Origin of the sequence: Streptomyces sp. NPDC001231, assembly GCF_042896885.1 — a bacterium.
Classification (GTDB): domain Bacteria; phylum Actinomycetota; class Actinomycetes; order Streptomycetales; family Streptomycetaceae; genus Streptomyces.
The window spans coordinates 26068-47019 of sequence record NZ_JBIAXS010000021.1 but is presented as its reverse complement, the minus strand read 5'-3'; the positions used below and the strand labels follow the sequence as shown (position 1 = coordinate 47019).

Genomic DNA, 20952 nt, shown 5'->3' with positions numbered 1-20952 from the left:
GTCGCGGAGGTTGGACGGCGGCCCGGTCGTCCCGGATGGTGCGGACGGCGGCCCGGCGGGGTCCGGGGGGTTGGACGGCGGCCCGGTCGTCCCGGAGGTCGGACGGTGACCCGGCGGGGTCGCGGAGGTTGGACGGCGGCCCGGTCGTCCCGGACGGTGGGACCGTGCCCCGGTCGGGTGCCGTCCGGTGGGACCGTGCCCCGGTCGGGTGCCGTCCGGTGGGGGATGTCCGGTCGCGGTTCCGGACCGGCGAGCGGCGACGTGGGCGCCGGCCGCGGGAGCGGGTAGCGTGAACTGTCAATCCCCCTGACTCCAGGAGCATCCACGCCGTGCGCATCGCAGTCACCGGCTCCATCGCCACCGACCACCTCATGACCTTCCCCGGCCGCTTCGCCGACCAGCTCGTCGCGGATCAGCTGCACACGGTCTCGCTCTCCTTCCTGGTCGACCAGCTGGACGTCCGGCGCGGCGGGGTCGGCGCCAACATCGCCTTCGGCATGGGCCAGCTCGGTACCAGACCGGTCCTGGTGGGCGCCGCCGGACCGGACTTCGGCGAGTACCGGGCCTGGCTGGACCGGCACGGCGTCGACACCTCCTCGGTCCGTATCTCCGAGACCCTGCACACCGCCCGGTTCGTGTGCACCACCGACGCCGACCACAACCAGATCGGCTCCTTCTACACGGGCGCGATGAGCGAGGCCCGCCTCATCGAGCTCAAGACCGTCGCCGACCGCGTCGGCGGTCTCGACCTGGTCCTGATCGGCGCGGACGACCCGGAGGCGATGCTCCGGCACACCGAGGAGTGCCGCTCGCGGGCCATCCCGTTCGCCGCCGACTTCTCCCAGCAGATCGCCCGGATGAACGGCGACGAGATCCGGATACTGCTGGACGGGGCGACGTACCTGTTCTCCAACGAGTACGAGAAGGGCCTCATCGAGTCCAAGACCGGCTGGGACGACGCCGAGATCCTCTCCAGGGTCGGCCACCGCGTCACCACCCTCGGCTCGCGCGGCGTGCGCATCGAGCGGACCGGCGCGGACCCGGTCGAGGTCGGCTGCCCGGACGAGGAGCGCAAGGCCGACCCGACGGGCGTGGGCGACGCCTTCCGCGCCGGGTTCCTCTCCGGCCTGGCCTGGGGCGTCTCCCTGGACCGCGCCGCCCAGGTCGGCTGCATGTTGGCCACCCTGGTGATCGAGACCGTGGGTACCCAGGAGTACCAGCTGCGCCGCGCCCACTTCATGGAGCGCTTCACCAAGGCCTACGGCGACGACGCGGCCCGCGAGGTCCGCGCCCACCTCGCCTGAGCCTGACGGAGTGTCGGGCGGACCCCGGTGAAACCCGGTGAAACCCGGTGGAACCCGGCGAAGCCCACGGAACCCTGCGGAACCTGAAGGAACCGCAGAGGAACCGCAGAGGAACCGCAGAGGAACCGCAGAGGAACCGCAGAGGAACCTAGGAGACCCGGCGGACGACGTAGGCCGATCCCTCGTCCGCCGGCTCCTCGCCCACGTACTCCTGCCCGCGCATCTGGCACCACGCCGGGATGTCCAGCCGCGCCGCCTCGTCGTCGGACAGGACGCGCACCGTGCCGCCGACCGGTACGTCCCCGAAGACCTTGGCCAGCTCGATCACCGGGATCGGGCAGCGCCTGCCGAGGGCGTCCACGACCAGCGCGTCCTCCCGCACGCCGGCCGGTGCCGTCCCGGCCGGCGCCCCGAGCTTCTCCCGCACCCCCGCCACCACGCCCGGCAGGACGGCCAGGAACCGCTCGACCTCCTCCTCCGGCGTCCCGGCCGGCAGCGACACCCGCACGTTGCCCTCGCTCAGCACGCCCATCGCGCGGAGGACATGGCTCGGCGTCAGCGTGCTGCTCGTGCAGGACGAACCGGAGGAGACGGAGAAGCCCTCGCGGTCCAGCTCGTGCAGCAATGTCTCCCCGTCGACATAGAGACAGGAGAAGGTGACGACTCCCGGCAGCCGGCGGACCGGGTCGCCCACGACCTCCACGTCCGGCACCAGCCGCGGCACCCTCGCCCGGATCCGCTCCGTCAACTCCCGCAGCCGTACCGCCCCCTCGGCCGCCTCCGCCCGTACCGCCCGCAGCGCGGCCGCCGCCGCCACGATCGCCGGGATGTTCTCGAACCCGGCCGCCCGGCCCGACTCCCGCTCGTCCACCGGCCCGCGCGGCGCGAACCGCACCCCCTTGCGCACGACGAGCAGCCCGGTCCCGGACGGCCCGCCCCACTTGTGGGCGCTCGCGGTCAGCAGCGACCAGTCGCCGCCGACCGGACCCCAGCCCAGCGACTGCGCCGCGTCCACCAGCAGCGGAACGCCCGCCGCCCGGCACACCGCGGCAACCTCGGCGACCGGCTGCTCGGTGCCCACCTCGTGGTTGGCCGACTGAAGACAGGCCAGCGCGGTGTCCTCGCGCAGCGCCGCCCGGTACGAGTCCACGGCCACCGTGCCCTGCCGGTCGACCGGCACCCGCGTGACCGACCCGCCGTCCGCCTCGTGCGCCTCGGCGGAATGGAGGACCGAAGAGTGTTCGACCTCTGACACGATCAGGTGGCGTCCGACGCGGCGGCGGCCCGCCAGCGCCCCAGCGATCCCGCTGTGCACCGCCCGCGTCCCGGACGAGGTGAACGTCAGCTCGTCGGCCCGGCACCCCACCGCCTCCGCGGCCGCCTCCCGGGCCGCGTCCAGCAGCAACCGGGCCCGCCGCCCCTCCCGGTAGAGGCGAGCGGGGTCGGCCCACCCCTCGTCGAGGGCGGCCAGCAGAGCCTGCCGGGCGACGGGATGAAGGGGAGCGCTGGAAGCAGCGTCGAAGTAGGCCACACGTCAACGCTAAGCGTTCCGAAGGGACACGGGACAGCGCCGAGGTGCGGCTTCGCCGCCCGGCACGGGAGACCACAACCCGCCCGCAGCCACGACAAAGGGCGCATACATGCCTCATCGGGCGCCCCGAACCCCCCTCACAAACCGGCCCACGCAGGGGTATCCCACCCCTTCGGGCTGACCCGCGGCGCGTATGGCACCCTCCCCGCGACCCGCCGGAACGCGTCCAGTAGGGTTTGGTCCGCATAAACATCCAAACCCCTGCCCGACGCGGGGCCGCGACCGACCAGCGAGAAGGCCGCAGCCGAACAGCGCGGGCGAGACTCTCGGGAAGGCGCTACGTGAGTCCCAACGGCTCCGACCGCTCGCCGCGGCGCCCGATGCGGCGGAAGCTGCTGCAGGCACTGACTGCGGGCCTGGTCCTGGCGACCGCAACCGGTTGCACATACAAGGACTTTCCCCGGCTGGGTATGCCCACTCCGACCACGGAGGAGGCTCCCCGGATCCTCTCGCTGTGGCAGGGGTCCTGGGCGGCCGCGCTCGCCGTCGGCTGCCTGGTGTGGGGTCTGATCCTGTGGAGTGCTTTCTTCCACCGGCGCAGCCGCACCAAGGTGGAGGTTCCTCCGCAGACCCGGTACAACATGCCCATCGAGGCGCTGTACACGGTGGTCCCCCTCGTCATCGTCTCGGTGCTCTTCTACTTCACGGCCCGCGACGAGTCCAAGCTCCTGGACATCTCCAAGAAGCCGGACGTCACGGTGAACGTCGTCGGCTACCAGTGGAGCTGGGCCTTCAACTACATCGAGCCCGTCCCCGGTTCGTCGGGCGACGCGAAGACCGACAAGAACCTGAACGCGATTCCGGACCGGTTCAAGGCGGACTTCCCGGCGAACGCCGGCGGTGTCTACGACTACGGCATTCCGAGCACGCGGAACCCGCAGAACGGCAACCCCGGTCCGACCATGTGGCTGCCCAAGGGCAAGACCGTCCGCTTCGTCCTCACCTCGCGCGACGTCATCCACTCGTTCTGGGTGCTGCCGTTCCTGATGAAGCAGGACGTCATCCCCGGCCACACCAACTCCTTCCAGGTGACCCCCACCATGGAGGGCACCTTCCGGGGCAAGTGCGCCGAGCTCTGCGGCCAGGACCACTCCCGGATGCTGTTCAACGTGAAGGTCGTCTCGCCCGAGCGCTATGAGCAGCACCTCAAGGACCTCGCCAAGAAGGGGCAGACCGGTTACGTTCCCGCAGGCATCGCGCAGACGAGCCACGAGAAGAACCGGGAGACGAACAAGCTGTGAGCATCCTCAACGAACCTCAGGGTGCCGCGGCAGCTGAGGACTCTTACGAGAGCGAGCTGCCGGTCCGGCGCAGGCAACCGGGCAATCTCGCGGTGAAGTGGCTGACGACCACCGACCACAAGACGATCGGAACGCTGTACCTGGCGACGTCGTTCGCGTTCTTCTGCATCGGCGGCGTGATGGCGCTCCTCATGCGCGCCGAGCTGGCCCGTCCGGGCCTGCAGATCATGTCGAACGAGCAGTTCAACCAGGCGTTCACGATGCACGGCACGATCATGCTGCTGATGTTCGCGACGCCGCTGTTCGCCGGCTTCACGAACTGGATCATGCCGCTTCAGATCGGCGCCCCGGACGTGGCCTTCCCGCGGCTGAACATGTTCGCCTACTGGCTGTACCTGTTCGGCTCGCTGATCGCGGTGGGCGGTTTCCTCACCCCGCAGGGTGCCGCCGACTTCGGCTGGTTCGGCTACACCCCGCTGTCGGACGCGGTGCACTCGCCGGGCCTCGGCGGCGACCTGTGGATCATGGGTCTGGCCCTGTCCGGCTTCGGCACCATCCTCGGCTCGGTCAACTTCATCACCACGATCATCTGCATGCGCGCGCCCGGCATGACCATGTTCCGCATGCCGATCTTCGTCTGGAACGTGCTGCTGACCGCCGTGCTGGTCCTGCTGGCCTTCCCGGTGCTGGCGGCGGCGCTGCTCGCGCTGGAGGCGGACCGCAAGTTCGGTGCCCAGATCTTCGAGGCGTCCAACGGCGGCGCGCTGCTGTGGCAGCACCTGTTCTGGTTCTTCGGGCACCCCGAGGTGTACATCATCGCGCTGCCGTTCTTCGGCATCGTCAGTGAGATCATCCCGGTCTTCTCCCGTAAGCCGATGTTCGGCTACATGGGTCTGATCGGCGCGACGATCGCCATCGCCGGTCTGTCGGTGACGGTGTGGGCGCACCACATGTACGTCACCGGTGGCGTGCTGCTGCCGTTCTTCTCCTTCATGACCTTCCTGATCGCGGTCCCGACCGGTGTGAAGTTCTTCAACTGGGTCGGCACCATGTGGAAGGGCAGCCTCTCCTTCGAGACGCCGATGCTGTGGGCGACCGGCTTCCTGATCACCTTCGTCTTCGGTGGTCTGACCGGTGTGATCCTGGCCGCGCCGCCGCTGGACTTCCACATCTCGGACTCGTACTTCGTGGTGGCGCACTTCCACTACGTCGTCTTCGGCACCGTGGTGTTCGCGATGTTCGCCGGCTTCCACTTCTGGTGGCCGAAGTTCACCGGCAAGATGCTCGACGAGCGGCTCGGCAAGATCACCTTCTGGCTGCTGTTCATCGGCTTCCACGGCACCTTCCTGGTCCAGCACTGGCTGGGTGTCGAGGGCATGCCGCGCCGGTACTCCGACTACCTGGCGGCCGACGGCTTCACCGCGCTGAACACGCTGTCGACGATCTTCTCGTTCGTGCTCGGCCTGTCGGTCCTGCCGTTCTTCTACAACGTGTGGAAGACGGCCAAGTACGGCAAGCCGGTCGGCGTCGACGACCCGTGGGGCTACGGCCGCTCCCTGGAGTGGGCGACCTCCTGCCCGCCGCCGCGCCACAACTTCCTCACCCTGCCGCGGATCCGCAGCGAATCCCCGGCGTTCGACCTGCACCACCCCGAGATCGCCGCGCTCGACCAGCTTGAGAACGCCGGTCACGGGGACTCCGGGAAGGCAGCCCTCGCTGGCAGCAAGGAGGCCGGCAAGTGAAGATCCAGGGCAAGATGTTCATGTGGCTGAGCGTCTTCCTGCTCATCACCGCCATCGTCTACGGCGTGTGGTCGAAGGAAGCGGTCGGCGCGACGGCGCTCTTCATGGCCTTCGGACTGTCCATCATGATCGGCTTCTACCTGGGCTTCACGGCCCGGCGTGTCGACGTGGGCGCCCAGGACGACAAGGAGGCCGATGTCGCGGACGACGCCGGCGAGCTGGGCTTCTTCAGCCCGCACAGCTGGCAGCCGCTCGGCCTCGGCATCGGTGGCGCGCTGGCCTTCCTCGGCATCGCGGTCGGCTGGTGGCTCGTGTACTTCGCGGCGCCGATCATCATGATCTCCGTATGGGGCTGGGTCTTCGAGTACTACCGCGGCGAGAACCGCACCCAGTAACCAGCGCCGAGCATCGCTGAACACCAGGGAGTCCGGACTCTCCACCTGGAGAGTCCGGACTCCCTCTTTTGGCTGACTTGTCCCCTCGAAAATTCCCTCGAACGGGTGAGTCACCGTGCCGGAGGTGACGAAGCTACCTAGCGTGAGGGTCATGAGCACCACTGTGATTTCCCGCGGAGCGGGAGCCGTCCTGCTGGTCGCCGCCCTCGGCACAAGTGCCACCGCCTGCGGTTCGGACGGCAATCCGCTGGCTGCCTACCCGTACGACGCGGCGGACCAGATCTCCTTCAGCGGCCCCACGGACGCCGGGAAGAAGGCCGACCCGGACAAGCCCCTGGAAGTCACCACTCAGGGCGAGGACGGGCGCATCACGGACGTCACGGCCGTGGACGCCACGGGGCGCCAGGTCTCCGGCGAGCTGGCCGCCGACGGCAGCCGCTGGCACAGCACCTCACCACTCGCCGGGGGCGCCCACTACACGGTCCGCGTGAGCACCGAGGACGAGGACGGAAGGCCCGGCCGCAAGGTCCTCACGTTCGACACGAACAAGCCCACGGGCCGGCAGCTCCTGAACGTCAAGTTCGGGCCGGAGGCGGGCACCTACGGTGTCGGCCAGCCCATCACGGCCGAACTCGACCAGCCCATCAAGGACAAGGCCCAGCGGACCGTCGTCGAGCGTGCCCTCAGGGTCGACTCCAAGCCCGCCGTGCAGGGCTCCTGGTACTGGGTGAACGACAAGGAGCTCCACTACCGCCCGCAGGACTACTGGCCCGCCAACGCCACCGTCGAGGCGCACAGCAACCTGGAGAACATCAAGATCAGTGACAAGCTGCGGGGCGGCGCGGCCAAGCCGCTGAAGATCACCACGGGTGACCGCATCGTGGCGGTCACGGACGCGGCCAAGCACCTGATGACGGTCTACAGGAACGACGAGAAGATCAAGGAGATCCCCATCACCACCGGCAAGCCCGGCTTCGCGACCCGCAACGGGATCAAGGTCGTCCTGGCCAAGCAGTACTACGTCCAGATGAAGAGCTCCACCGTCGGCATCGCCGCGGGCTCCAGCGATTCGTACGACCTGCCGGTGTACTACGCCACCCGCGTGACCTGGAGCGGCGAGTACGTCCACGCCGCCCCATGGTCCGTCGGCTCCCAGGGAGCGGCCAACGTCAGCCACGGCTGCACCGGCATGAGCACCCCCAACGCCTCCTGGTTCTTCAACATCATCCACGAGGGCGACCTGGTCCAGGTCGTCAACTCGTCCGGCCACAACATGGAGCTCTTCGACAACGGCTTCGGCGACTGGAACATGCCCTGGCAGAAGTGGGTTCAGGGCAGCGCCATCGCCGGCGCCGCCGACGGCGCCGGGACGCAGAACAAGGCGCGGCTGACCCCGCAGAGCGTCTGAGACGCGGGACGGCAGGACCCGGACGGGGGCACGGACGGCCCGCGGCCGCACAGGACGGGGCCGGGCCGTCCGCCGGGCCCCGTCCGAGTGCCTCAGACGCCGCTCAGCGCCTTCTTGCGCAGCAGGGAGGCCAGAGCGGCGGCGAACTCCACCGGTTCCACCGGAAGCGTGACCGCGGCGTCCGCCCGGCTCCACGTGGCCAGCCACGCGTCCTGCGGCCGCCCGATGAGCAGCAGCACCGGTGGGCAGTTGAAGACCTCGTCCTTGATCTGCCGACACATCCCCATGCCGCCCATGGGCACGGCCTCGCCGTCCAGGACACAGACGTCGATGCCGCCCCGGTCCAGCTCCTTGAGGACCGCGGCGGGCGTGGCGCACTCCAGGAACTCCACCACGGGGGCGTCCGGAGCCGGCCGGCGGCCGCTCGCCAGCCGCACCTGCTCCCGGGTGTTGGCGTCGTCGCTGTAGACCAGCACCGTGGCGGTCGCCTGCATTGTTCCTCCGCGTCGTTGGTCGGGAAAACCCCGTCGGGAACTGTCGGGAACTTCCGGGTACCGATGGCGCGGATGCTACCCCCTTCAACTCCTGGTAGACAGCGGTCGGAACAGCCCTTCGAGGGGGCCGTTCGGGCAAGGCACACCCCCGGGACACTCCGAACGGCACCCCCCGGGGTGAGGGCGGGATAAGCGACCGACATAATGTCGGCGTGGCGACAGCAACGACAGTAGAAACCGGGCACGCGCACCCGTCGGTCAATCGACCGAACCTCACCAGCGTCGGAACCATCATCTGGTTGAGTTCCGAGCTGATGTTCTTCGCGGCCCTCTTCGCGATGTACTTCACCCTGCGCTCGGTGACGGGTCCGGCGTATTGGAAGGAGATGGCGGGCGCTCTGAACGTCCCCTTCTCGTCGGTGAACACCACGATCCTGGTGCTCTCCTCACTCACCTGCCAGCTCGGCGTCTTCGCCGCCGAGCGCGGTGACGTGAAGAAGCTCAGGGGCTGGTTCATCGTCACCTTCATCATGGGTGCGATCTTCATCGGCGGTCAGATCTTCGAGTACACCGAGCTGGTGAAGCACGAGGGGATCTCCCTGTCCTCGGACCCGTACGGCTCGGTGTTCTACCTGACCACCGGCTTCCACGGGCTGCATGTGACGGGCGGTCTCATCGCCTTCCTGCTGGTCCTCGGCCGCACCTACGCGGCCAGGAGGTTCACCCATGAGCAGGCGACCGCGGCCATCGTCGTGTCCTACTACTGGCACTTCGTCGATGTCGTCTGGATCGGACTCTTCGCCACGATCTACCTGATCAAGTAGCCGACGAACCGATCCAAGTCCGCAAGCATCGACGCAGAAGATCCTGACACCGGGGTAATCCGTGAAAAAGCTCTCCGCACGACGACGCCATCCGCTGGCGGCGGTCGTCGTCCTACTCTTCGCGCTGGCGGCCACTGGGGGGCTGTACACCGCGTTCGCGCCCGCGAGCAAGGCGAAGGCCGAGGACACCGCCCAGTCCCTCACCATCGAGGAGGGCAGGAAGCTCTACCTGGTCGGCTGCGCCAGCTGCCACGGCACCGGTGGGCAGGGCACCACTGACGGTCCCAGCCTGGTGGGTGTGGGCGCGGCGGCGGTCGACTTCCAGGTGGGCACCGGCCGTATGCCGGCCCAGCAGCCGGGCGCGCAGGTCCCGCGCAAGAAGGTCATCTACAACCAGGCCGAGATCGACCAGCTCGCCGCGTACATCGCGTCCCTGGGTGCTGGTCCCAACGTGCCGACGAAGAACCAGTACAGCCCCGAGGGCGCGGATGCCGCCAAGGGCGGTGAGCTGTTCCGCACCAACTGCGCCCAGTGCCACAACTTCACCGGCAAGGGCGGTGCGCTGACGCACGGCAAGTACGCCCCGGACCTCACGGGTGTGAGCAACAAGCACATCTACGAGGCCATGCAGACCGGCCCGCAGAACATGCCTTCCTTCCCCGACACGCTGCTGACGGAGAAGAACAAGAAGGAGATCATCGCGTACCTCGACGCGGTCAACGGTGAAGAGACCACGACCCCGGGCGGCAACGAACTGGGCGGCCTCGGACCGGTCGCTGAGGGTCTGTTCGCCTGGATCTTCGGGCTGGGTGCCCTTGTCGCGGTCGCCGTCTGGGTCGCCGCTCGGACCGCAAAGGCCAAGAAGTCATGAGTAGCCAAGACATTCCTGAAGAGAACCTGCCCGCAGCGCAGGCAACCCACGAGCCCGGGCGCGGCGCGGTCTCCGTGGCGGACGAGCGGAACCCGTTCGCCGACCCGGGCCTGCCGCCCCACGAGCACCGGATCCAGGACATCGACGAGCGGGCCGCCAAGCGGTCGGAGCGCACCGTCGCCCTGATGTTCACGGTGTCGATGCTGGCCACCATCGGCTTCATCGCCTCGTACGTGGCGATCCCGCACGACAAGTCGATCTTCGTCTTCACGCTCGGGCGCATCAACGCGCTCAACTTCGCGCTCGGCCTGACGCTGGGCGTGGCGCTGTTCGCGATCGGCGCGGGCGCGGTCCACTGGGCCCGCACCCTGATGTCCGACGTCGAGGTCGCCGACGAGCGTCACCCGATCGCGGCGTCCCCCGACGTCCGTGCCAAGGTCCACGCGGACTTCAAGCAGGGCGCCAAGGAGTCGGCGATCGGCCGTCGCAAGCTGATCCGCAACACGATGCTCGGCGCGCTCACGCTGGTGCCGCTGTCCGGCGTCATGCTGCTGCGCGACCTCGGCCCGCTGCCCGGGACCAGCCTGCGGCACACGCTGTGGGCCAAGGGCAAGCGCCTGGTCAACATGAACACCAACCTGCCGCTGCGCCCCGAGGACGTCACGGTCGGCTCGCTCACCTTCGCGATGCCCGACGGGCTGAAGGAGACGGACGAGGACTTCCAGAACGAGATCGCCAAGGCGGCCCTGATGATCATCCGGCTCGAGCCGGCCGACATCAAGGACAAGCGCGAGCTCGACTGGGGCCACGAGGGCATCGTCGCCTTCTCGAAGATCTGCACCCACGTGGGTTGCCCGATCTCCCTGTACGAGCAGCAGACGCACCACGCGCTGTGCCCGTGCCACCAGTCCACCTTCGACCTCTCCGACGGTGCCCGAGTGATCTTCGGCCCCGCCGGCCACGCTCTGCCGCAGCTGCGTATCGGCGTGGACAGCGAGGGTTACCTCCAGGCGCTCGGCGACTTCGCGGAGCCTGTCGGTCCTGCATTCTGGGAGCGCGGATGAGTACATCAGCAGCCAACGAGTCCCGCTCTCGCGGGCAGGCACCGGCCGGCGAGAGGCTCGCCGACTGGGCCGATGGCAGGCTCGGGATCTACTCCCTGGCCAAGGCCAACATGCGCAAGATCTTCCCCGACCACTGGTCGTTCATGTTGGGCGAGGTCTGCCTCTACAGCTTCATCATCATCATCCTCACGGGTGTGTACCTGACGCTGTTCTTCCACCCCTCGATGAGCGAGGTGGTGTACAACGGGGCGTACGTCCCGATGCAGGGACAGCTGGTCAGTGAGGCCTTCAACTCGACCATGCACATCTCTTTCGAGGTGCGCGGTGGTCTGCTCATCCGGCAGATCCACCACTGGGCCGCGTTGATCTTCCTCGCCGGCATGTTCGTGCACATGATGCGCGTGTTCTTCACCGGCGCGTTCCGCAAGCCGCGTGAGATCAACTGGCTGTTCGGCTTCCTGCTGTTCGCCCTGGGCATGTTCACCGGCTTCACCGGTTACTCGCTCCCGGACGACCTGCTCTCCGGCACCGGTGTCCGCTTCACGCAGGGTGCGATCCTGTCCATGCCGATCGTCGGCACGTACATCTCGTACTTCCTCTTCGGCGGCGAGTTCCCCGGTCACGACTTCGTGGCGCGGTTCTACTCGATCCACATCCTGCTGCTGCCGGGCATCATGCTGGGCCTGGTGGTCGCCCACCTGATCCTGGTCTTCTACCACAAGCACACGCAGTTCGCGGGCCCCGGCAAGAGCAACAAGAACGTCGTCGGCATGCCGTTGCTGCCGGTGTACATGGCCAAGGCCGGAGGCTTCTTCTTCCTGGTCTTCGGTGTGCTCGCGATCATCGCGGCGCTCTTCGAGATCAACGCGATCTGGGTGATCGGCCCGTACCGTCCGGACCAGGTGTCCACCGGCGCCCAGCCCGACTGGTACATGGGCTTCGCCGAGGGCCTTGTCCGCTTCATGCCGGGCTGGGAGGTCAACTTCTGGGGCCACACGCTCGTCCTGGGCGTGTTCATCCCGCTGGTCCTCTTCGGCCTGGTCCTGGCGGCGCTGGCGGTCTACCCGTTCATCGAGTCCTGGATCACCGGCGACAAGCGCGAGCACCACATCCTGGACCGCCCGCGCAACGCCCCGACGCGTACCGCATTCGGTGTCGCCTGGATCACGATGTACATGATCACGCTGGTCGGCGGCGGCAACGACCTGTGGGCCACGCACTTCCACCTGTCGATCAACGCGGTCACCTGGTTCGTCCGGATCGGCTTCTTCGTCGGACCGATCATCGCGTTCGTCGCCACCAAGCGGATCTGCCTCGGCCTCCAGCGCCGCGACAAGGAGAAGGTGCTGCACGGTCGCGAGACCGGCATCATCAAGCGCCTGCCGCACGGTGAGTTCATCGAGGTCCACGAGCCGCTCAGCCAGGAGCAGCTCTACACGCTCACGGCGCACGACCAGTACGAGCCGGCGGAGATCGGCCCGGCGGTCGACGAGAACGGCGTCGAGCGCAAGATCAAGGGCTCGCAGAAGCTGCGCGCCAAGCTCAGCAACGCGTACTACGGCGAGGACAACCAGATCCCGAAGCCGACCGTCGAGGAGTACAAGGAGATCACGAGCGGCCACGGCCACCACTGATCACTGACCGCTGAGCGTCGCCACGCCACGGTCGAAGGGCCCCGTCCGATCCCCGGACGGGGCCCTTCGCCATGCCCGGGGCTGGATAGGGTGGACCTGTTCGAGACTCGCGTCCCGCATACGGGACACCGACCCAGGAGCGGCATATGAACGCTGTGACCCCCGCTGGAGGCAACACCGCGGCGGGCCGCTCCTGGCCCGCCCTGCTGAACGGCCTGCTGGATGGCCGGAACCTCACCGCCGACGAGACCGCCTGGGCGATGGACCTGATCATGCGCGGCGAGGCGACCGACGCGCAGATCGCCGGGTTCGTGGTGGCCCTGCGGGCCAAGGGCGAGACGGTGGAGGAGATCACCGGCCTGGTCCGGACGATGTACGAGCACGCCAATGTGATCGAGGTGCCCGGCGAGACCGTCGACATCGTCGGCACCGGCGGCGACGGCGCCAAGACCGTGAACATCTCCACCATGTCCTCGATCGTCGTGGCCGGTACGGGCGCCGGCGTCGTCAAGCACGGCAACCGGGCCGCGTCCTCCGCCTCCGGGGCCTCCGACGTACTGGAGAAGCTCGGCGTCAATCTGGAGCTGACGCCGCGGCGGGTGGCCGAGGTCGCGCAGGAGGCCGGAATCACCTTCTGCTTCGCGATCAAGTTCCATCCGGCGCTGCGCCACGCGGGCGCCGCCCGCGGCCAGTTGGCCATCCGCACGGTCTTCAACGTGCTGGGCCCGCTGACCAACCCGGCCAGGGTGCGGGCCCAGGCCGTCGGGGTCGCGGACCCGCGCATGGCACCGGTCGTCGCCGGTGTCTTCGCCGAGCGCGGCCACTCCTCCCTGGTCTTCCGGGGCGACGACGGCCTCGACGAGCTCACCACGACCGCCACCTCGCAGGTCTGGATCGTCCGGGACGGCAAGGTGACCCAGGAGCGCTTCGACCCGCGGGACGTCGGCATCGAACTGGTGCCCGTGGAGGCGCTGAGGGGCGGTGACGCCTCGTACAACGCCGAGGTGGCCCGGCGCCTGCTGGACGGAGAGAAGGGGCCCGTACGGGACGCCGTCCTGCTGAACTCCGCGGCGGCGCTGGTGGCTCTGCGGCCGGGCCCGGGCACCCTCGTCGAACAGATCCGGGCCGGGATGGACCGCGCGGCGGAGTCGATCGACTCCGGGTCCGCCAAGCACACGCTGGAGCGCTGGGTGGCCGTCAGCAACGCCTGATACCCGAACCTCCCGTCGCAAGGCGCAGTCCACGATCCGGACTGCGCCTTGCGCGTGGAAGATCGTGTGGCAGGATGCTGAACCAGGTCATGAGTGACAGCCATGTGGCCCCGGCCGGCTGTCCGGCAACCCTCCGTCCGTGGCGGGGTGCCCCGGGTGAAGACCAGGCCGTAGGCAGCGAGGTCTACGGCAAGCGCGGACCCCTCGCGTCACCAGGGGTCCTGGTCGTACGAGGGAGCCTCCCGTGAGCAAGCGAATGCGTTAGGGCGTAGAGCCCCGCCTCCGCATCACCCTTTCCCCCCTTCTCCACGCTTGAGCCGTGCCCGCTCGCGTGGTGATTTCGCCTGCTTTCACGGGAGTTCGCCCATGTCCGTTTCCGCCGACCCCACCGTCGCCGTCGCCGCCGACCAGTCCGTCCGTGCCCCGCTGCCCGTGCTGGGCCGGGACGTCACCGTTCCGCTCGTCACCGGCGGGGAGGTCACCTACGCGGCGCTCGACTACGCGGCCAGCGCGCCCGCCCTCCAGCGCGTCTGGGACGACGTGGCGGCGTACGCGCCGTACTACGGCAGCGTCCACCGCGGCGCCGGCTACCTCTCCCAGCTCTCCACCGACCTGTTCGAGAACGCCCGGAAGACGGTCGCGGAGTTCCTGGACTGCCGTGCGGAGGACCAGGTGGTCTTCACCCGGTCCACCACCGACTCCCTCAACCTGCTCGCCCGCGCGCTGCCCGCGGACTGCGAGGTCTTCGTCTTCGAGACCGAGCACCACGCCTCGCTGCTTCCGTGGCGGGACGCGCGGGTGACCTGCCTCGACGCCCCGCGCACCCCGGAGCGGGCCGTGGCGACCCTGGAGCGGGCCCTCGCCGGCCGCGACCCCCACGGCCCTGCCCTGGTCTGCGTCACCGGCGCCTCCAACGTCACCGGCGAGCTGTGGCCCGTACGGGAGCTGGCCGCCGCCGCCCACGCGCACGGCGCCCGGATCGTCCTGGACGCCGCCCAGCTCGCCCCGCACCACCCGGTGTCCGTCCGCGACCTCGACGTCGACTGGGTCGCCTTCTCCGGCCACAAGCTGTACGCCCCCTTCGGCTCCGGCGTCCTGGCCGGCCGCGCCGACTGGCTGCGCGAGGCCGAGCCGTACCTCGCGGGCGGCGGCGCGAGCCGTACGGTGGCGCGGCGCGCCGACGGCTCCGTGGACGTGCGGTGGCACGAGTCGTCCGCCCGCCACGAGGCCGGGTCCCCGAACGTCATCGGCGCCTACGCCGTCGCCTCGGCCTGCACGGCGCTGACCGAGGCCGGTTTCGGCGACCTCGTCGCGCGTGAGCGGTACCTGATCCGCAAGGTGCGGGCGGGTCTCGCCGAGGTGCCCGAGGTCAGGGTGCTGTCCCTGTTCGGCGACGACGCCCCGCGGGTCGGCGTGATCTCCTTCGTCGTGGCGGGCTGGAACAGCTCCCACTTCGCAGCCGCCCTCTCCGCCGAGTACGGCATCGGCGTCCGCGACGGCCTCTTCTGCGCCCACCCCCTGGTCCGCACCCTGCTGGGCGGCGATCCGCAGAGCCAGGGCGAGTGCGGTGCGCCCGAGGCCGCCCCGGGCGAGAAGTCCCTCAACGCCATCCGCGTGAGCTTCGGCGCGGGCACGCCCGACGAGCACGTGGACCGCTTCGTGGCGGCGGTGCGGGAGCTGGTCAGGGACGGCGCGAAGTGGACGTACCGCACGGAGGACGGCCGCTGCGTGCCCGCGGTGTGATCCGCCCGCTCAGGAGCCCGGGGCGGTCAGGAGTCCAGCCCGATGGCGAACGCCGCCTCCAGGTCGTGCTGCGAGTAGGTGCGGAAGGCCACGTGCGTGTCCGTCCCCTCGACGCCCGGGATCTTGCTGATCCGCCCCGGGATGACCTCCGCCAGGTCCTCGTGCTGCCGCACCCGGACCATGGCGATCAGGTCGTACGTGCCGGTGACGGAGAAGACCTCGCTGACCGAGTCCAGTGAGGCGATCCGCTCGGCGATCTCGGGGATCCGGTCCACGCTGGTCTTGATGAGGACGATCGCGGTGATCACGGCTGGTTCTCTCCCTCGGGGGCCGGAGCAGGGGCGGCCTTCACTCTAGTCTTCCGTCCGAACCAGGCCCACGCGCAGGCGAAGCCCAGGGCGAAGCCCACCACATGGGCCAGGTAGGCGACCTGCGGCCCCTCGGCGGCGCGCCCTGCGGCCAGCCACTGGAGGGCCGCCCAGAAGGGCAGCACCACCCACGCGGGAAAGCGCAGCGGCAGGAAGAACAGGAACGGGAAGAGACTGGTCACCCGGGCGCTGGGGAAGAGGTAGAGAAAGGCGCCGAGGACCGCCGAGATCGCGCCCGAGGCCCCGACCAGGCTCTGCCCGGAGGCGGCGTTGGCGGCCGCGTAGCCCACCAGGGCCAGGTAGCCGCAGCCGACGTAGAACAGCGTGAAGCGGACGCGGCCCATGCGCTCCTCGGTCATCGCCCCGAAGACGTAGAGGAAGAGCATGTTGCCGAGCAGGTGCACCCAGCTGCCGTGCACGAACAGGGCCGTCGCGGGGGTGAGGGCGGCCCGGAGCGAGCCGGTGAACAAATCGGCGGGGATCACGCCCCACCGCCGGAAGTAGGCCCGCTGGGCGAGCAGCAGCGCGTCCCCCGTGCCGTAGGAGGGATTGAGGCCTGCCGCCGGGCCGGCCACGAAGATCAGACAGCACAGGACGATCAGGGCGCACGTCACCGGCGCCTGCATGCTCCGTACCGCCCTGGCCGCCCTGATCGTCCGGGCGGCCACCGTGTGCCTGTTGCCGATCATGTGCACAGAGCATGGCGTAACCGGACGCAAGCGCACAGACCGCCTCGCCGCCATGGACGGACCGGCGCCGAGTCGCCGCCAGGCCGTAGGGTTACGTGCCACACGCCCAGGGAAGCTGGCGCGTCACGGACACAGAAGGAAGCGAACAGTCACGATGACGGTTCCCCTGCCGACCGCCACGACCCGGTGGCGTTGCACCCTGTGCGGCAATCTCACCCGTTTCGACGTGACCCGCTCGTCGAAGGTCGTCGAGTACGTCCACCTCGACCTGGCCGGAGAGCCGCAGGTCGAGGAGCGCGAGGTGGTCAGTGAGACGATCGAGTCGGTGCGTTGCCGCTGGTGCAACGCCGTGGACCAGGTGGAACTCGTGGACAGGCCGGGCGTCGGCTCCTGAGCGGAGCGGGCCCGCACAGGCGACCCCCGCGGGGGTCCGCGAAGCACAGAGGCGTAGAGGCATTGGGGTGACGGATGGTGGAGACACAAGGCGGGGGGCCGGGCGACGGCGCCGCCGAGGTGCTCGACCGTCCCCTGCCCGACGGAGTGCGCCGCCGGGTCGTCCAGATCGTCTCCGACTCCTTCGGCACGCTGACGTTCGCCGAGCTGCCGGCGCAGCTGCGGCAGTACGCCCGGTTCACTCCCAGCCGCCGGGCGAAGTTCGCGGGCAACGCGATGGCTGCCGCGCTGGAGACCGATCCGCTGTTCCGCCAGCGCATCGGCGAGAAGTTCAAAGAGGACCAGCCGGAGCTGTCGGGTGCCCTCGACTCCGGCACGCCGCCCCCGGCCGCGGATCCGCTCGACGTGGCGGCCGCGGCCTATGTACTGCGCCCGTCGGGCTGGGTGAAGCTGGTCGCCGCCGCGGGCGAGGAGGCCCAGCGGGCGGACGCCGAGCGCGCCGACGAGGAGAGCCGCGCCGAACTGGAGCGGCTGCGCGCCGAGCTGGCGGCGGCCCGCGAGCAGAGCCGCGCCGACACCGAGCGGCTGCGGGCCGAGCTGGACGCCGCCAGGAAAGAGACCGAGTCGCTGCACCGCAAGCTGCGGGCCGCGCACAGCGACGTCAAGCGCGGTGAGGCCGCGCTGCGCAAAGCGCGGGGCGACATCGAGGCCATGCGCGCCGAGGGGCAGGCGCAGGTGTCGTCCGCCGAGAGCGAGGCCCGGCGGCTCAAGGCACGGCTGGGGGAGGCGGAGGCCGCGCTGGAGGCCGCCCGCAGGGCGGCCCGCGAGGGGCGCAGCGTGGAGGACATGCGGGTGCGGCTGCTGCTGGACACCGTCCTGGACGCGGCCCAGGGGCTGCGCCGGGAGCTGGCGCTGCCCCCGGTGTCGGTGCGGCCGGCGGAGACCGTGGACGCGGTCGAGCCGGGCCGGATGACCCCCAAGGACATCGCCGCCCGCGCGCTGTCCGAGCACGACCCGGCGATCCTCGACCAGTTGCTCGCGCTGCCGCAGGCCCATCTGGTCGTCGACGGCTACAACGTCACCAAGACCGGCTATCCGCAGATGCCGCTGGAGAAGCAGCGGCTGAGGCTGCTGGGGCAGCTCTCGCAGCTCGCCGCGCAGACCGGCGCCGAGGTCACCTGTGTCTTCGACGGGGCCGAGCTGGTCGCGCCGGTGCTCCTCGCGCCGCCGCGCGGTGTGCGGGTGCTGTTCTCCAAGCCGGGGGTCACGGCGGACGAGCTGATCCGTCAGCTGGTGCGGGCCGAGCCGCCCGGCCGTCCGGTGATCGTCGCCTCGACCGACCGCGAGGTCGCCGACGGGATCGCGAAGGCGGGGGCGCGGCCGGTGGCCTCGGCGGTGCTGCTGAAGCGGCTCTCGCGCGGCTGAAACCGGACGTAGGGCCACGTAAGCCTCAAGCGCAACATACGGGCAGCATTCCCGAATTCACCGGAAGCGTCACGCGACGCAGGGTCAAGTGGTCCTCACTGCCGGTGAGTTATGGGCAAAGAATGAAGCGAGTGGTGGGATTTTCCGCCCCAGGATTTGAATTCATCACGATGAGGTCACTAGGGTCGAGCCTCGAACCTCCGAGCGGGTGATCACTCAGAAGAAGGAGCTCGCTTCCGTGGCGTCCCACCGTCGACCCAAACAACCCAGCCGTGCGCGCGTGACTGTGCTCACCACCGCGGCGGCAGCGGCCGTAGCCATCAGTGCCCAGGCCGCCAATGCCGCCCCGAGCGCGAAGCCGAGCAAGGACGAAGTCAAGTCCAAGGTCGACGAGCTCTACGAGCAGGCGGAGCAGGCCACCGAGAAGTACAACGGGGCCAAGGAGAAGCAGGAGAAGCTCCAGAAGGAGATCTCCACCATCCAGGACAACGTCGCCCGCGGCCAGCAGGAGCTCAACAAGCTCCGCGACGGCCTCGGTTCGATGGCCGCCGGCCAGTACCGCACCGGCGGGATAGACCCCTCGCTCCAGCTCTTCCTGTCCGCCGACCCGGACGACTACCTCGACAAGGCCTCCACGCTCGACCAGTTGAGCGGCCAGCAGGTCGAGGCGCTGAAGAAGATCCAGGACAAGCAGCGCGAGCTCACCCAGGAGCGGTCCGAGGCCTCCTCGAAGCTCAAGGACCTCGCCGCCACGCGCACCGAGCTGGGCAAAAAGAAGAAGGAAGTCCAGGGCAAGCTCGCCGAGGCGCAGCGGCTCCTGAACAGCCTCACCGCCGCGGAGAAGGCCGCGCTCGCCGACGAGCAGGCCAGGGCCAGCCGGGCCTCCGCCGACCGCGTCCAGATGGGCAACTCCGCCCCCGCCACGGGCCGGACCTCCTCCGCCTACTCCGCCGCCCAGAGCAAGATCGGCTCGCCCTACGTCTACGGCGCCACCGGCCCGTCGTCCTTCGACTGCTCGGGTCTGACCTCCTGGGCGTACGCCCAGGCCGGTGTCAGCATCCCGCGCACCTCCCAGGCGCAGGCCAACGCGGGCACCCGGATCTACTCGCAGAGCCAGCTCCAGGTCGGCGACCTGGTCATCTTCTACGGCGACCTGCACCACGTGGGCTTCTACGCGGGCAACGGCCAGGTGCTGCACGCCCCGCGCACCGGCACCGTCGTGCGCTACGAGTCGATCAACAACATGCCCTTCCAGTTCGGCGTCCGTATCTGACGCCTCCCGGGAGCACGCCTCGTACTCGCCCGAACGGGCGAATCGCGGCACCCCACGGTGACCCCGCGCCCCGCCTATGACCTGCGTCAGAGGCGGGGCGCCCGTGTTCGGTGCCCTCTCCGCGGCTTTGGTCGCCGTGTGTCCGCGCGGTTACTGTCTGGCGCGTTTCCCACAGGCCGGGCGCTCGGCGCCCCGGCCCCGGGAAGCGGTCAGTGTCCGCCAGTGGAGGGAGTACGGCTTCCCGTGGGGTCTCATCGCCGCCCAGCACCGTCCGGGTTCGACCGGGGCGCGGGCGCCGCGTTCTGCGTTCTGTCCGCCGCGGCCGCCGCCCTCGGCGCCGTTCCGGCCACCTCGGCCGTCGCCGCTCCGCACGGCGACGCCCGGTCCGAGGTCGACCGCCTCTACCAGGAGGCCGAGAAGGCGACCGAGGCCTTCGACAAGGCCGGCGAGCGCGCCGACCTCCTGCGCACCCGGGTGCGGGACTTCCAGGACCGCATCGCCCGGCGGCAGCAGCGCGTCAACGACCTCAGGGAGTCGCTGGGTTCGCTGGCCGGGGCCCAGTACCGCTCCGGCTTCGACCCGTCGATCGCCCTGCTGTTCTCCCGCGACCCGGCCGACTACCTCGACAAGGCCGCCACGCTCGACCGGATCACCGCCCACCAGGCCGGCGAACTGAAGGACCTGCGGCGGGTGCTGCGCGAACTCTCCCAGGACCGCGCCGAGGCCACCCGCGCCCTCGCCGAACTGGACAAGAACCGCAAGGCGGTCGCGACCCACAAGCGGACGGTCGAGCAGAAGCTCGCCAGGGCCCGCCAACTCCTCGGCTCCCTGTCCCCGTCGGAGCGCGAGGCCTACGACCGGGCCTCGCGCTCCGGCCGCGAGGACTTCCTTCCCGGCCTCGACGCCGGACCGGCCGCCTCGGTCCGCGCGGCCGCCGCCCTCGCCGCCGCCCGCTCCGCCCTCGGCCGCCCTTACGTCTGGGGCGCCAACGGACCCACGGGATTCGACTGTTCGGGCTTGATGCAGTGGTCGTACGCGCAGGCCGGAGTGCATCTGCCGCGCACCTCGCAGGAGCAGCGCAACGCGGGCCGGCGGATCCCGCTGTCCCAGGCCAGGCCCGGCGACCTGATCGTCTACCGCTCCGACGCCGGCCATGTCGCGATGTACGCGGGCAACGGCCGGGTGATCCACGCGCCCCATCCGGGTGCTCCGGTGCGTTACGACCCGGTGAACATGATGCCGGTCTCGTCGGTCACCAGGGTCTGACGGCCGTCCCGGTGCC

19 protein-coding genes and 1 riboswitch are annotated in these 20952 nt (G+C 69.8%); of the genes, 15 read left to right on the top strand and 4 right to left on the bottom strand.

Translation table 11 applies throughout. The features are described from left to right. Window positions 1-329: 329 nt before the first annotated feature. A complete protein-coding gene (locus ACFY3J_RS24660) occupies window positions 330-1304 on the top strand; it encodes a carbohydrate kinase family protein (RefSeq protein ID WP_384180106.1) in 975 nt (324 codons plus the stop codon). Between the two features lie 148 nt (window positions 1305-1452). On the opposite strand, the gene ACFY3J_RS24655 is transcribed toward ACFY3J_RS24660, so the two are convergent. Then, entirely contained in the window at window positions 1453-2835 is a 1383-nt protein-coding gene (locus tag ACFY3J_RS24655; protein WP_390841758.1) for a cysteine desulfurase/sulfurtransferase TusA family protein, read from the bottom strand. A 341-nt stretch (window positions 2836-3176) separates the two neighbouring features. Between ACFY3J_RS24655 and coxB the strand changes: the two genes are divergently transcribed. The 4 genes from coxB (at window position 3177) to ACFY3J_RS24635 (ending at window position 7681) form a co-directional block, all read left to right on the top strand. Next, the gene (coxB, locus tag ACFY3J_RS24650; protein ID WP_384180110.1) at window positions 3177-4136 is read left to right on the top strand and encodes a cytochrome c oxidase subunit II; all 960 of its coding nucleotides are present in this window, start codon (window positions 3177-3179) and stop codon (window positions 4134-4136) included. Further along, the gene (gene ctaD, locus ACFY3J_RS24645) at window positions 4133-5878 is read left to right on the top strand and encodes a cytochrome c oxidase subunit I (RefSeq protein WP_384180112.1); all 1746 of its coding nucleotides are present in this window, start codon (window positions 4133-4135) and stop codon (window positions 5876-5878) included. Before coxB ends, ctaD begins: the two co-directional genes overlap by 4 nt. Beyond that, window positions 5875-6273 (top strand): cytochrome c oxidase subunit 4, encoded by a 399-nt coding sequence (locus ACFY3J_RS24640; RefSeq protein WP_141361606.1) that lies wholly within the window; start codon window positions 5875-5877, stop codon window positions 6271-6273. The genes ctaD and ACFY3J_RS24640 overlap by 4 nt, the downstream gene beginning before the upstream one ends. Before the next feature lie 151 nt (window positions 6274-6424). Further along, on the top strand, window positions 6425-7681 hold the full coding sequence (locus ACFY3J_RS24635) for an Ig-like domain-containing protein (RefSeq protein ID WP_384180115.1): 1257 nt from the start codon (window positions 6425-6427) through the stop codon (window positions 7679-7681). Between the two features lie 92 nt (window positions 7682-7773). Here the strand turns inward: ACFY3J_RS24635 and ACFY3J_RS24630 are convergent, their stop codons facing one another. Next, window positions 7774-8175 carry a hypothetical protein gene (locus ACFY3J_RS24630; protein WP_225074338.1) on the bottom strand — a complete coding sequence of 134 codons (402 nt, stop codon included), beginning with the start codon at window positions 8173-8175 and terminating at the stop codon, window positions 7774-7776. A gap of 212 nt (window positions 8176-8387) precedes the next feature. Between ACFY3J_RS24630 and ACFY3J_RS24625 the strand changes: the two genes are divergently transcribed. The 6 genes from ACFY3J_RS24625 (at window position 8388) to ACFY3J_RS24600 (ending at window position 15522) form a co-directional block, all read left to right on the top strand. Next, a complete protein-coding gene (locus tag ACFY3J_RS24625) occupies window positions 8388-8999 on the top strand; it encodes a heme-copper oxidase subunit III (protein ID WP_384180117.1) in 612 nt (203 codons plus the stop codon). Window positions 9000-9060: 61 nt separating this feature from the next. Further along, entirely contained in the window at window positions 9061-9870 is an 810-nt protein-coding gene (locus tag ACFY3J_RS24620; RefSeq protein ID WP_384180119.1) for a c-type cytochrome, read from the top strand. Then, window positions 9867-10934, top strand: a complete 1068-nt coding sequence (locus ACFY3J_RS24615; protein WP_384180121.1) for a Rieske 2Fe-2S domain-containing protein — start codon at window positions 9867-9869, stop codon at window positions 10932-10934. Before ACFY3J_RS24620 ends, ACFY3J_RS24615 begins: the two co-directional genes overlap by 4 nt. Continuing rightward, window positions 10931-12568, top strand: a complete 1638-nt coding sequence (locus ACFY3J_RS24610; RefSeq protein WP_384180124.1) for a cytochrome bc complex cytochrome b subunit — start codon at window positions 10931-10933, stop codon at window positions 12566-12568. The genes ACFY3J_RS24615 and ACFY3J_RS24610 overlap by 4 nt, the downstream gene beginning before the upstream one ends. A gap of 146 nt (window positions 12569-12714) precedes the next feature. After that, entirely contained in the window at window positions 12715-13779 is a 1065-nt protein-coding gene (trpD, locus tag ACFY3J_RS24605; protein ID WP_384180126.1) for an anthranilate phosphoribosyltransferase, read from the top strand. A gap of 85 nt (window positions 13780-13864) precedes the next feature. After that, a riboswitch (SAM riboswitch) is annotated at window positions 13865-13981 on the top strand. 164 nt (window positions 13982-14145) lie between these two features. Further along, window positions 14146-15522 (top strand): aminotransferase class V-fold PLP-dependent enzyme, encoded by a 1377-nt coding sequence (locus tag ACFY3J_RS24600; RefSeq protein WP_390841757.1) that lies wholly within the window; start codon window positions 14146-14148, stop codon window positions 15520-15522. Window positions 15523-15548: 26 nt separating this feature from the next. Here the strand turns inward: ACFY3J_RS24600 and ACFY3J_RS24595 are convergent, their stop codons facing one another. Then, window positions 15549-15830: an Lrp/AsnC family transcriptional regulator gene (locus ACFY3J_RS24595; protein ID WP_141361622.1), complete on the bottom strand. Its 282-nt coding sequence runs from the start codon at window positions 15828-15830 to the stop codon at window positions 15549-15551. Then, window positions 15827-16579, bottom strand: a complete 753-nt coding sequence (locus ACFY3J_RS24590; protein WP_390841756.1) for a rhomboid family intramembrane serine protease — start codon at window positions 16577-16579, stop codon at window positions 15827-15829. The genes ACFY3J_RS24595 and ACFY3J_RS24590 overlap by 4 nt, the downstream gene beginning before the upstream one ends. 154 nt (window positions 16580-16733) lie before the next feature. On the opposite strand from ACFY3J_RS24590, the gene ACFY3J_RS24585 reads away from it, so the two are divergent. The 4 genes from ACFY3J_RS24585 to ACFY3J_RS24570 all read left to right on the top strand — a co-directional run bounded on the left by ACFY3J_RS24585 (window position 16734) and on the right by ACFY3J_RS24570 (window position 20936). Then, window positions 16734-16973, top strand: a complete 240-nt coding sequence (locus ACFY3J_RS24585) for a hypothetical protein (protein WP_384180132.1) — start codon at window positions 16734-16736, stop codon at window positions 16971-16973. A gap of 74 nt (window positions 16974-17047) precedes the next feature. After that, window positions 17048-18397, top strand: a complete 1350-nt coding sequence (locus ACFY3J_RS24580) for an NYN domain-containing protein (protein WP_384180134.1) — start codon at window positions 17048-17050, stop codon at window positions 18395-18397. A gap of 238 nt (window positions 18398-18635) precedes the next feature. After that, entirely contained in the window at window positions 18636-19670 is a 1035-nt protein-coding gene (locus tag ACFY3J_RS24575; RefSeq protein WP_384180136.1) for an NlpC/P60 family protein, read from the top strand. 243 nt (window positions 19671-19913) lie between these two features. Continuing rightward, entirely contained in the window at window positions 19914-20936 is a 1023-nt protein-coding gene (locus ACFY3J_RS24570; RefSeq protein WP_384180138.1) for an NlpC/P60 family protein, read from the top strand. Window positions 20937-20952: the final 16 nt, after the last annotated feature.